Genomic DNA, 12712 nt, shown 5'->3' with positions numbered 1-12712 from the left:
TAGACATAAAAAAACCGCGCTCAACAGCGCGGTTTTTCTTTATCTTATTTGTCAATTATAAACGCTGTCGTCCCGCTAACGAGTGCGATAACGTTGTACCATCAACAAGCTCTAACTCACCACCAACAGGCACACCGTGAGCGATACGGCTTGCAGGAACACCATACTCATGGCAAAGCTCAGCAATGTAATGTGCTGTTGCTTCCCCCTCTACCGTTGGATTAGTCGCTAGAATTAATTCACTGATCGTTTCTTGCTGTAGTCGCTCTTCTAACCGATCTAAACCGATATCTGAAGGACCAATCCCATCAAGTGGTGATAGGTGTCCCATCAATACAAAATAACGACCTGAAAACTGCCCTGTTGCTTCTACAGCAACAATATCTGCTGGGCTTTCCACCACACAGATCAAACCATTTTCCTGACGACGAGGGTTATCGCAGATTGCGCACACATCATCTTCAGTAAAGGTTCGACAATCTCGACAATGACCAATTTCAGTCATTGCTTGACTTAAGGCATCAGCAAGTTGTAAACCGCCTTGGCGATTACGCTGCAGCAAACTAAAAGCCATACGCTGTGCTGACTTAGGACCAACCCCAGGTAGACAACGTAAGGCTTCCATTAAATGCTCCAGTAAATGACTGGTACGCATTAATTAGAATGGCATTTTAAAACCAGCAGGTAGGTTCATACCGCCAGTTACTGCTGCCATTTTCTCTTTTTGTGCTTCTTCGATACGACGTGCAGCATCGTTAAATGCAGCAGCGATTAGATCTTCTAGCATGTCTTTGTCGTCTTCCATTAGACTTTCATCAATATCAACACGACGTACGCTGTGGCTACCAGTGATAGTTACTTTAACAAGGCCAGCACCAGACTCACCTGTTACTTCCATGTTTGCAATTTCTTCTTGCATCTTCTGCATGCGCTCTTGCATTTGTTGCGCCTGCTTCATCATGTTACCCATGCCACCTTTACCAAACATATCTCTTCTCTCTCTATCTTGGTCTGGTTAAAAACCTTTAAATTGGTCGAACACTGTCTTCATCAAGTTGTGCTGCAAAACGCTGGCAGATAAACATCACATTCGGATCGTTATCTAAGCTTTGCTTGGCATGTAGCAACTTCTGTTGATACAGCTCTTCACGTAATTCTAACGGTGTTATTCCTTCTTCACCCAGTACGATATTCAACGCTACTGGATGTCCTAATACGCTACTTAATGCACTACTTAATTGCTCTTTGGCACGCTCACCATTTAAATGCTGTTGTGCGGCACGAAGATGTAAGGTGATCTGCTCACCTTGCTGCTCAAAAGAAGAGTTCAATGCTAGCTGTTGGATCAATTTACCCACATCTAGCTGTGTCACTAAGTTTGCCCAACTATCCTGATTTGCTGCTTCATTGACAAGTATTTTTGTCATTTCAGGTGTTTTTTCGTGCTCCAGTGCTTTCTTTAAAACGCGTGGTGCAACATCAACCTTTTTCAGCTGTTCATGTTCTGGCTTTGCCGTTGGTTTCCAACGGTATTCTTGATCTTCTGCTACCTGTTGTTGAGTAGCTACATTCGACGTCGGCATCACATGTTGAGCACTTACAGGCATCGCTTTTTGCTTGCTGGCAACGCGATCTAACACTGACGATGTGACTTTTTTAGCTAACGTCGTTGGGGCCTTTTTTACTGTTTGACCCGGCATCTCTTCTTGACCACGTTTTTGACTGCGTAGTCGATTTCTTGCCGCTAATAAGCCACTTGCGGCTGATGCACCACGAGCGGGAGCCTCAGTAGTTTGTGGCGCAGGCGTATTCATTGATGCAGCCAGGTGTCATTGAAACGTCATGGCTTGGCGCGACTGGCGGCATCTCTTGCATTGGTGATGCTGCTGGTGCACTTGGCTGCATTGGAGGAACCTGTTGTTGTACCGTTGGCTGAGCAATAGGGGCAACTTGAGGTGCCGATTCAGTATGACTCACTTGCATTTGTGCTTTTAGAGCTTGTACTCGAGATACACCTTGCCCTGCTGAGTTTACGGCAGGAGCTGGCGTTGTCGGCTGCACACTGGGTACAGTAATCGCTTGAGGCTGAATGCCTGTTGATGCTACAGGTCGAAATGCCAGCATACGCAGTAAAACCATTTCAAGACCAGTTCGACCATCCGGTGCATAACCTAAATCTTGACGGCCTTGCAGCGCAATTTGATAACACAATTGAACATCTTGTGGTGTCATCACTTGGCTTAACAAGCTTACGCGTTCAGCATCAGGTAGTGCTTCATCAAGGCTTGCTGGCAAAGCTTGATACATTGCCACACGGTGTAATTGGCTCGCCAACTCACGCAATAAACTATCCCATTCAACACCCACATTCGCTAACTGTTGTAACGTATCCATCGCAATATTTGCATCGGATTTCGCCACTGCTTCAAGCAAAAATAACGCTTGGTCAGTATTTAATGTACCCAGCATCGCAGCGACATTGTCAGCACCAACTTGACCATTACCTAATGCAATCGCCTGATCCGTTAAACTTAAGGCATCACGCATACTGCCTTCGGCGGCACGTGCTAATAAACCCAATGCTTTTGCTTCATATTCAACTTTTTCTTCCGTCAATACTTTTGCTAGTTGCTCTTGGATCTGTTGGTGATCTAAATGCTTTAAATGAAACTGTAAACAGCGAGATAGAATAGTAACTGGTAGTTTCTGTGGATCCGTTGTTGCTAAAATAAATTTAACGTACTCAGGCGGCTCTTCTAATGTTTTTAGTAAGGCATTGAAACTATGACGAGATAACATGTGCACCTCATCAATAAGGTACACTTTAAAACGCCCACGTGCAGGTTTGTACTGAACGTTATCAAGCAATTCGCGGGTATCTTCTACCTTGGTACGAGAAGCTGCATCGATCTCTAATAAGTCAACAAAGCGACCTTCATCGATTTCACGACAGGTTGCACACTTACCACATGGTGTTGCTGTGATCCCTTCTTCACAGTTTAATCCTTTAGCGAAAATACGCGCGATAGTGGTCTTACCCACACCGCGAGTTCCACTAAATAAATACGCATGATGAAGGCGATTTTGCGTTAACGCATTGCCTAAGGCTGTCAACACATGTGACTGACCGACCACATCAGAAAACTGAGATGGACGCCATTTTCGGGCCAGAACCTGATAACTCATTAATAACTACCTTACTCTATCTAGACAGCGTCTTATAACACCACTCGCCTCTATTTCTTTTATTCACTTAGCCAATTATTTGCAGATAAAAAATAAAGGTATTCTAAGAAAATAAACGAAATAGCAAGGCATTGCATGCTGACACTGAAATACGTGTTAATGCTAGCATATTGCGGATTTTTGAGCGAGAGAAGAGATTATTGAGCGAGTAATGATTAAGCAAATTAACAGCAAGTAAGCCAAATACTTACTCACTGCTAATTGAACTCAATTTACGTGATTAGTGACCAGGGAAGTCACAAATAGAAAATACGTTCAGACCAAGACCTTGTAGACGCGCTTCGCCACCGATATCAGGCAGGTTAATAACAAATGCCGCATCTTCAACAGTACCGCCAAGACGACGCACTAAGTTAGTTGTCGCTTCAATCGTACCGCCTGTTGCTAGCAAATCATCAACCAATAGTACACGATCGCCTTCAGAAATCGCATCTTTATGAATTTCTAAGGTATCTTTACCGTATTCAAGCTCATAGCTTTCAGCAATCACTTCACGAGGTAATTTGCCTGGCTTACGGACAGGCACAAAACCTACACCTAATGCCAATGCCAGTGGCGCACCAAAAAGAAAGCCACGTGCTTCTGTACCAATGATTTTTGTAATACCTTGATCTTTATACTTTTCAACTAAAACATCAATGGTTGCACGGTATGCTTCAGGTTGTTCCATCAAGCTCGTCACATCACGGAATAAGATCCCTGGTTTAGGGTAATCTTGAATTGATTTAATGCTGTTTGAGATCAAGTTGATTGTATCTTGGTTCATAATCGTTTCCGTGCCTTCACAATACTAATAAGTATCACATGATAGAAATACAACGCCTTTACAGTTAAGCGCAGTCATTAACTCAGACGGAGAGAACGAAATATGACCCGCCATGAGTAATTGATGCAGTTTATTGTTTTTCTTTTGCCTCAGCAACAAACGTGCTCTCGCTTGGTTTATCAATAACCGTTAAGCGATTAAAAAAGAAAAGCAGAACCGCAGCCATCACAAGCAACATAGCTTTATGCCACCATAATGGAACGATCACGATAGAAAATAAAAAACTGCAAACAATCATAATATTACCACGACGTTTAACAGTAGAAGAAACTGCACGGTGTTGATGCCAATTATTTAATATTGGTCCAAAGGTAGGATGTTGATGTAGCCAGCGATTTAACCGTGGCGATCCACGCATAAAACAAGCACTGGCTAACAATAAAAATGGGGTGGTCGGTAACAAGGGTAAAAAAATCCCTAAAACACCAAGAACCACACTAATCGCCCCTACTGAAACATATAAAGAGGAAACAATTCTGGTTTTGAAATCAACGTGCTGTCGCATTATGACGCTATTCCTTGTATTCATTGCAACCTCCATATTGAAGCAAGACACAACTTTAGTATAGAGCTGATTAAGCCTTATAAATCAAAATAATGGATATACATATCGTTAATAACATGGCTTATCTATATTAACCGACAAAAAGCTCCAGTGAGGTCAGTATTGCAGGTAAGGTTGGCAGTAGTAAAACAGCCAGTAAACAGAAGAAATATTTTGCGCTGTACGGGTCTTTAAATTCATGATCCATCTCTACTTCCTTATTTAAGATAATTGACAGTACTCTTTACCGAACGAGCGAATTGTTAAATTTCATACAGTTTTGTTACTAAGCTATTTTAGCTGATAATTTTTCTGGCAAAAAACGAAATAAAATAAGGGTATTTAGTCATATTTACACAAAGACTTGATTCAAATCACAACCCTAAAATGAATATCGCCTAAACTTAAAAAAGACTAGAAAGCTAAGCTGATATTTGGATTTTTTCGCTTATGTCTAGTTCTGTATTGAACCCCATAAAAATGACAGTGATGTTTAATTTCCCCTATTGAACCAATCATTACGGCAATGGTAGACATGAATTATCAACAATTACAGAGCCCGCTAAACACAGAGTTTTCAACCCTAGCGGAAGAATTAAAAAATAAAATTCTGCTCAATAGCCTCGTTACCGATCCAGAAAAAATTCAAAACGCTGAGCTCAATGATCTTATTGCCATGGTAAAAGCATCATTCATTCCTGCACTGTTTGATACAGCAATGCGCCTAGAGAAAGTGGATGCCGCAGTGTGTTCTTTTAAACTTGGCATGTATGGCTTATGTACAGACTGTGAAGAAGAGATCGAATTTGGTGATTTAGAACAAGATCCTGCACAACCACGTTGTAAAGCCTGCCGCGAACACAGTCGTTATCACCATAATTAGTTGCCAAATAATATAAACAAAGGGCAGCGAATATTGCTGCCCTTTGTTTTTTATTGAGATAACTAAAGCTTAACTAAAGTCGTGCTCAGCCATCCAAATTTTAAATGTTTTTTTCTCTTCCTGTGATGCCTTGCTATACCACAGTTTTAATTGTGTTAACGCATCGCCCGTAATTTGAACTTTTCCTGTTTTATCATCAACTTCAACCACGGTTTTCTGTAAATCAATCGGTTTGCCATTTTCAATAATAATGCCATTTTCTTTATTGTATTCAGCCACAAGTGCAGGAATATCACTGTAGGCACCTAAACCATCACCAATCAATTCAACCGCAGATAATGTTGTTGCGCCTGTCGCAGTTTCAAGTGTCCACTGAGGGTCACGCGCAAAATATGCTTTCGCTTGTGATTCTGATGTTAAACGTGGCAAGGTGATTTCTGCATCTTGCGAGGTCATATTGACATCAAAAAGATATGGGCGCGTTGTATAAATGACTTTCTTTGAGCCACGCTTTACTTCACCATCAAAGCGAACAACGACTTGGTGTTTACCTTCAGATAATTCAACGCTTTCAGCATGAGAAAAACGACCTGATTTTACTTCCTTACCATCAACAACCAACAGCTCAAGATTATTCCCTACCGATAGTGTTGCCGCATTAACAGCACCAGAAAATAATGCGACTAACAATAATATTTTTTTCATTCTATATCCCTACTAATACGCATTAAGCCATGTCGATAATGATCACAAACCATAATCGTTATAGAAACGACTTAATTAAATAATAAAAAAAGCCGCCAAAAGCGGCGGCTTCTTAACAGTTAATTCTACAATTAGAACTTAACTTCCATACCTGCTACGTAACCGAAATCTGCACTACGTACATTTTTACCATCAGAGAATTTAACGTCTGTGTCGCCAATTTCTGCGTACACTTTAACGTTGCTGTGAAGCTGTTGCGTTACGTTAGCGTAAACAGCGTAGTTATCACCAGACTCGTCACGACGGTCATAGTTGTTGTAACCAATTGCAAAAGTTGTCTTGTCAATGGTGTAATCAGCAGCAACTTGGTATACGTTTGCACGTAATTTATCTGCACCAAATGAGTTTTTGTATTCAACTTGACCGAAAGATGCAGCTAGACCTACGGCACCGAAACCGTACTCAGCTTCTACGTTATAACCTTCAACATCAACAACACCGTTGAAGAAAGAAGTTCCAGCTACATTGTCACCGTTGTAGTAGTAAACACGTGCATCAAGACCCGCTACACGGTAACCGATACGTGCGTCAGTGATTGATGTGTCACGATCTTGGTGAGTCACACCATTTTTATCAACGATAACACCGCTATCTTTAATATCGTGAGATGCGCCAAAGTAGAATGTACCGTTATCGTAAACGTATTTAACTACTTCATTACCGTTAGTTTGAACAAAATCAATGCTCTCTGAACCTAACTCATAGTCTTTACCAACACCTGAGTCATCAGAAATCATGTATTGACGACCGAATGTTAGTGTACCGAAATCACTAGAGAAACCAGCCCATAGTTCATCGTTACGAACATCACCATCTTCGTATTCGAATGCTGTACCAGCAACAGCACTTAGCTGATCAGAAATAGCAACAGAAGTGTTGATTGCTAGGTCTGCGTCATCAATACGTAGCTCTGCATCGTTGAATGGGTTGTAATCTTCACGGTATTGAACTTCAGCAGCACCAGATAGGTCTACTTTAACACCGTTTGCGTCGTATAGGTTGATGCCTGCGTTTGCTGAACCTGCTGCAACTACAGCAAGAGCTAGAAGAGTTTTTTTCATGATAAATCCACTGCCTTTCTTTATCTTATTTATGGAGAACCATTCCCGGCACTCCTGTTTATATTCTCCTTGTTACACACCAGTTCTAAAAATAAAAAACTAAAATAACAAGGAGTTAGTGTTTGTGGTACACATCCTGACAGAAGTTCATTCTTTATGTCAAATTTTCTAAATTAAACATAAAAAAACATAAAACAACATTACTTTTCAACCAGTTACCAACTTAAATCACAAATAACAAACACTCTTAAATGGTATATTCTGCGTTATTTAAGTTATTAAAAAGTGTAAATAAATAGAATAAAAAACCTCAAACACCCAATTAATAAAAGCAAATAAGCACATTCAACTTAAAAAAACATCTTGTTCGAACGATCATTGTCAACCGACATTTCTGGTATTTAACATTGCATACCTGTATTCAGAATCGTGATCAGTTCCACAATAACTCACACATTTATGCTCGGTTATTCTCTCTGAACACTTAAACATCCTCACTATAATCAACTTCAAGGCAGTATTATTTTCTACTGGCATAGGGTCTAACCTTAAAAGCACGGAAAAAAGAAAGTAGTAAACAAAACACATATCATTAATTGCCAACTCAACACTCGATAATGTTATTCCCTTTGCACTCTACTACTTCGTGCTACAATGCCCGTCCCTGCCATTATGAAGTTTCAACCATGCTACACAGCCAAGTAAAAACCGATATCAAGCAATGTTATGAGAACCTAGGAAAACAACTAGACAACTTCATCCCTCGTCGCGCACAAAACTATTTGGTATCAGAAATTGCGAAAACATTGGCAGGGGAATACCACAAGAAAAATAGAATGCTCGTTGCAGAAGCAGGCACTGGGATTGGTAAGTCTTTATCTTATTTACTTGGTGGGATCCCCTTCGCTCTGTTTAACAATAAAAAATTATTGATCTCAACGGCGACTGTTGCGCTACAAGAGCAGTTGATTAACAAAGATTTACCGCTGTTTAATCAAATTTTCCCAAAGGAATTTAGCTTTATTCTGGCTAAAGGACGTCAGCGCTATTGTTGTAACCACAAGCTTGAGGCTTGTTGTTCGCCAGAAGGTGATCCACAACTTGCTATGTGGGAAGAAAAACCGAAGAAGTCTGATCTTGAGCTTCTTAAGCGCATGCTTAAAGCATCTGAGCAAAACAAGTGGGATGGCGATCGTGACAGTTGGTCAACCACGATTCCTGATCGTGTTTGGATGCAAATCATGGCGGATAAACATAGCTGTCATGCCGGTATGCCAAAACACCGCACTTGTCCATTCGCAAAAGCCCGTGAACATCTAGATAAAGCCGATGTGATTGTGGCTAACCACGCCTTATTAATGGCTGATATTGAGCTAGGCGGTGGCGTTATTTTACCCGAGCCAGAGCAAACTATTTATGTGATTGACGAAGCTCACCACTTACCGCAAGTGGCACGGGATTTCTCATCCGCAGCCGCTAGTTTAAAAGGCGCTGCTAACTGGCTAGAAAAACTGAATCAAAACGTCAGCAAATACGCTGAATTAGCGGATTATCAGAAAGCGAATCGCTTCCAAAACGCAATACAGGATAACATCCAGCATTTGATCCCAACCCTAAGCCAGATCGCTAACAATATTGATCCCGCTATCTTCAATAAAGATGGGGTCTATCGTTTTGAACACGGTGAATTACCGCAATGGCTAGAAGAGGAAGCTAAAGGCTGTAAAGAAGCTAGTAAGAAAGTCATGCAATCATTAGGGAAAATCCAAGATTTAATTTCAGAACGTACGAAAGAAAATGAAATTATCCCTCGAATTGGTGAGCAAGCACTTACTGAAGTTGGCTTTTACTTACAACGTGTCGAAAACCTTGAAAAAGTTTGGACCTTAATGGCGCAACCGAATAACAAAAAAGGTGCCCCATTAGCACGTTGGATAGAAAAAAGCCCTGAGCGTGAGAATGACTATATTATTGAAGTATCACCATTAGAAGTCGGTTATCGACTCGATCAACTACTTTGGAGCCGTGCTGCGGGTTCAATTTTAGTTTCAGCAACATTACGCGCTTTAAATCAATTTAGCTTCTTCTGTCGCCAAGCGGGTATTTCAGAATCTGATGGCACACGCTTTTTAGCATTGGCTTCACCATTTGATTATCAAAATAATGCACGTTTGGTTATTCCTGCTGTAAAAATGGAACCTCAAGCCGAAGCATTTACTGACTTACTTATCGACATACTGCCAGAATACCTTGAAGGTGAAACCGCAAGCCTAGTGCTGTTTTCATCATACTGGCAGATGAACAAAGTGGCAGATGCCCTACGACCGCTAGCAAAGAAAAATAAGTGGGAACTCTTGGTTCAGGGTGAAGAGTCACGTAATGAAACCCTAAAAAAACATAAAGAAAACTGTGAAAAAGGTAAACCAAGCATTTTGTTTGGTACGGGCAGCTTTTCTGAAGGGCTTGATTTACCGGGTGATTTACTCACAAACCTGATCATCACTAAGATCCCATTTGCTGTACCGACCTCACCTGTTGAAGAAGCACACGCAGAATATATTGAAAGCCGAGGTGGTAACCCCTTCTTACAAATTTCTGTTCCAGAAGCGAGTAAAAAGCTGATTCAATCTGCGGGGCGATTACTGCGAAAAGAACAAGACTCTGGTAGAGTGGTGATCCTTGATCGTCGAATCATCACCCGCCGATATGGCAAAGCACTGTTAGACTCACTACCCCCATTTAAACGGGTTATTGAATATAACTAAACGTATAACAAAAAGAATAACCCATGATTGAGATGATAGAGCCAAGTACCTTATTGATACTTGGCGCCGTTGCCCTAGCCGCTGGTTTTATTGACGCTGTTGCTGGTGGCGGTGGCATGCTGACTGTTCCTGCTTTATTGTCACTAGGCTTACCACCTCACATTGCACTTGGTACCAATAAGCTTGCTGCCAGCTTTGCCTCTGCAACGGCAGCATGGGCTTACTACAAGAAGAACCTATTTTCACCACGCTTTTGGATTGCCTCTTTTATCGCAACCTTGATTGGTGCGATCACTGGTACACTCATCGTTAATCTGATCAGTAGTGATGGACTCGAAAAAGCCTTACCACTGGTGATTTTTGCTGTCGCCATTTACACCATTTGGCACCCTCAGCCTAAAGACGAGCACCAAACATTACCTGCTGTGACGCCAAAATTTAAGGGTAAACAATGGCTACAAGGCACCAGTATTGGTTTTTACGATGGCATTGCAGGTCCCGGTACTGGTGCATTTTGGACGGTTTCGAGCATGATTTTATATCGGCTAGATATGCTTCGTGCTTGTGGTCTTGCAAAAGCGATGAATTTCACCAGTAACATCACCTCATTACTTACTTTCATCATTTTAGGCCAAGTCAATTTTGCGCTAGGGTTAACAATGGGCGTCTGCTTAATGTTAGGTGCCTACATTGGGGCACATTCTGCGATCCGCTTTGGTGCTAAATTTATTCGCCCCGTATTTGTCACTGTCGTTTTGCTCCTTGCAATTAAACTGGCTTGGCAAGCTTGGTTCTAACTTCATGCTGTAATAGGTATTTATGATTGATTTATCTCGTCTCATTTCATTAATTGAGCAATTAAAACAACAAGCAGCAGAGGTTGATCGCAAACGTGGTGAATCTTTTAAACCACTGTTTGATGAAAAGCTTTTTAAAACAAGAAGTAAATTGCTCACACCCTGTGTTAATGAAGTTCACAATGAACTGCAACTACTACAGCGTGAGCAGCAAGCGGGACGTTTACTGCCAGCCAGGACTCAGCACCTTTGCGAACGCATTGTCAGTCAAATCCAAGCCATTCAACGTGAGCTAGCAACGCTGAATATTCGTAAAAAAGAGCCAAAGAATAAAGCTGCATGGCGCAGACCTATCAATGAGATCTATCAAGATTTAAATCAGCACAAAGATTGGGAACGTCGCCTAAAAGCCATGCTACGCGATAAAGAACTATTGATCAGTCGCTGTGGCTCTCAATTTGAACAACAGCAATTACAAAAAGAGATTTTAGCGTTAGAGGGGCGTATTAGCCGTTGCCAAGCCGCTTTAGTGAAAATCGAAACGGAAATCAGTAACAGAGAGAAAAAAGGCTAAGGTTTATGCTTCCTCTTGTTTACCACCCGATCTATTCGGCGTTATCACTGCCAGAAAAGCACCGCTATCCTATCAACAAGTATCGCCTTTTATATGAAGCGATTATAGACTCGGCTCATGCAAATAAAGTTAGTGTTCACCAACCGAATAAAGCTGACATCAACAAAGTAAAAGCATTACATGCGCCTGAATACGTTGATGCATTGTGCAACAATCAATTACCAGCTGCTAAAATGCGTCGAATTGGTTTTCCATGGAGTGAGGCTTTAATCGAGCGCACCTTATTTTCAACAGGCGGTACCCAACTCACCGTCGATTTGGCATTAGAGCACGGCATCGCTATTCATTTAAGTGGCGGCTATCACCATGCTCATCATGATTTCGGCAGTGGTTTTTGTTTATTTAACGATTTAGCCTTTGCTGCGAAACATGCTCTTAGTTACACCCATATCGATAAGGTCATGATCATTGATTGTGATGTTCACCACGGTGATGGTACCGCGACATTACTGGCTGATGATCCTAATATCATTACCTTCTCCGTTCATTGTGATAAAAACTTCCCTGCTCGAAAGCCTGACTCAACCATTGATCTCGCATTACCAAGAGAAACTTCAACCGAAGACTATCTCGATGCGTTTACTGGCTTACTGCCCCTTGCTTTAGCACAATACCAGCCTGATTTAGTGATTTATGATGCAGGTGTAGATATTCACCAGCACGATGAGTTGGGATATTTTAACGTTTCAACGTCAGGGCTTTACCAAAGAGATCATGCGGTGCTTTCTTTGTGTAAAGAGAGAAATATTCCTGTGGCAGCCGTCATTGGCGGAGGTTACAAAGCGCAGCACCAAGAGTTAGTCGATCTTCATATGCAGCTAATCTATGCAGCATTGTCTACAAATAATGAATAGTATGAGAAACAAGATGTCTGATAACAAAACACCGAATGCGCTTGAAAACGCACCAGCAGAAATCAAACTAGCCGTTGATTTAATTTATCTACTAGAAAGTAATGATATTGAACCTAACACTGCTATTGCTGCATTAGACATTGTGCGTAAAGACTACGAAAGAAAACTTACCACAGCTAACTAAGATTCTCCCTATATCTCTTCGCTAGCACCTCTTTTATGATAAAAAATACCTATCGTAAGGATTGGTATTTTTTATCAATATTCCTAAATATTCCTTTTTGGAATGCGATACTATAGCGCCCCGTTTCTTTTTTAGCCGTTATAGAAAGTGCAA

12 protein-coding genes and 1 pseudogene are annotated in these 12712 nt (G+C 41.3%); 6 read left to right on the top strand and 7 right to left on the bottom strand.

Features of this window, described 5'->3' with window-relative positions; all coding sequences use genetic code 11:
* Positions 1–55 precede the first annotated feature (55 nt).
* The 5 genes and pseudogenes from recR to Q7674_RS11705 form a co-directional block, all read right to left on the bottom strand.
* A complete protein-coding gene (recR, locus tag Q7674_RS11725; RefSeq protein ID WP_023933036.1) occupies positions 56–655 on the bottom strand; it encodes a recombination mediator RecR in 600 nt (199 codons plus the stop codon).
* 3 nt (positions 656–658) lie between these two features.
* Positions 659–988: a YbaB/EbfC family nucleoid-associated protein gene (locus Q7674_RS11720; protein ID WP_045065978.1), complete on the bottom strand. Its 330-nt coding sequence runs from the start codon at positions 986–988 to the stop codon at positions 659–661.
* 37 nt (positions 989–1025) lie between these two features.
* Positions 1026–3186, bottom strand: a pseudogene (gene dnaX, locus Q7674_RS11715) (DNA polymerase III subunit gamma/tau).
* A 280-nt stretch (positions 3187–3466) separates the two neighbouring features.
* The gene (apt, locus tag Q7674_RS11710) at positions 3467–4012 is read right to left on the bottom strand and encodes an adenine phosphoribosyltransferase (protein ID WP_008986515.1); all 546 of its coding nucleotides are present in this window, start codon (positions 4010–4012) and stop codon (positions 3467–3469) included.
* Between the two features lie 130 nt (positions 4013–4142).
* A complete protein-coding gene (locus Q7674_RS11705) occupies positions 4143–4577 on the bottom strand; it encodes a YbaN family protein (RefSeq protein WP_008986514.1) in 435 nt (144 codons plus the stop codon).
* Between the two features lie 574 nt (positions 4578–5151).
* On the opposite strand from Q7674_RS11705, the gene Q7674_RS11700 reads away from it, so the two are divergent.
* Positions 5152–5499 (top strand): conjugal transfer protein TraR, encoded by a 348-nt coding sequence (locus Q7674_RS11700; protein ID WP_305423818.1) that lies wholly within the window; start codon positions 5152–5154, stop codon positions 5497–5499.
* 69 nt (positions 5500–5568) lie between these two features.
* Here Q7674_RS11700 and Q7674_RS11695 read toward each other — a convergent pair whose 3' ends face one another.
* Together Q7674_RS11695 and Q7674_RS11690 are read right to left on the bottom strand one after the other, a co-directional pair.
* Entirely contained in the window at positions 5569–6204 is a 636-nt protein-coding gene (locus tag Q7674_RS11695) for a YccT family protein (protein WP_305423817.1), read from the bottom strand.
* A gap of 131 nt (positions 6205–6335) precedes the next feature.
* Positions 6336–7325, bottom strand: a complete 990-nt coding sequence (locus Q7674_RS11690) for a porin (protein ID WP_045065974.1) — start codon at positions 7323–7325, stop codon at positions 6336–6338.
* 686 nt (positions 7326–8011) lie between these two features.
* On the opposite strand from Q7674_RS11690, the gene dinG reads away from it, so the two are divergent.
* Genes dinG through rsmS form a run of 5 tightly spaced genes read left to right on the top strand, consistent with a single transcriptional unit; the run spans position 8012 to position 12559 of the window.
* Positions 8012–10090, top strand: a complete 2079-nt coding sequence (gene dinG, locus Q7674_RS11685; RefSeq protein ID WP_305423814.1) for an ATP-dependent DNA helicase DinG — start codon at positions 8012–8014, stop codon at positions 10088–10090.
* Positions 10091–10113: 23 nt separating this feature from the next.
* Complete coding sequence (locus Q7674_RS11680) at positions 10114–10887, top strand: TSUP family transporter (protein ID WP_045065971.1); 774 nt, start codon at positions 10114–10116, stop codon at positions 10885–10887.
* 22 nt (positions 10888–10909) lie between these two features.
* Positions 10910–11461, top strand: a complete 552-nt coding sequence (gene priC, locus Q7674_RS11675; protein WP_045065970.1) for a primosomal replication protein PriC — start codon at positions 10910–10912, stop codon at positions 11459–11461.
* Between the two features lie 5 nt (positions 11462–11466).
* On the top strand, positions 11467–12375 hold the full coding sequence (locus Q7674_RS11670) for a histone deacetylase family protein (protein WP_045065968.1): 909 nt from the start codon (positions 11467–11469) through the stop codon (positions 12373–12375).
* Between the two features lie 13 nt (positions 12376–12388).
* On the top strand, positions 12389–12559 hold the full coding sequence (gene rsmS / locus Q7674_RS11665; RefSeq protein ID WP_008986505.1) for a pleiotropic regulatory protein RsmS: 171 nt from the start codon (positions 12389–12391) through the stop codon (positions 12557–12559).
* Positions 12560–12712 lie beyond the last annotated feature (153 nt).

It is taken from the genome of Photobacterium leiognathi (assembly GCF_030685535.1).
GTDB lineage: Bacteria > Pseudomonadota > Gammaproteobacteria > Enterobacterales > Vibrionaceae > Photobacterium > Photobacterium leiognathi.
This window is presented reverse-complemented; position numbering and strand designations above follow the sequence as displayed.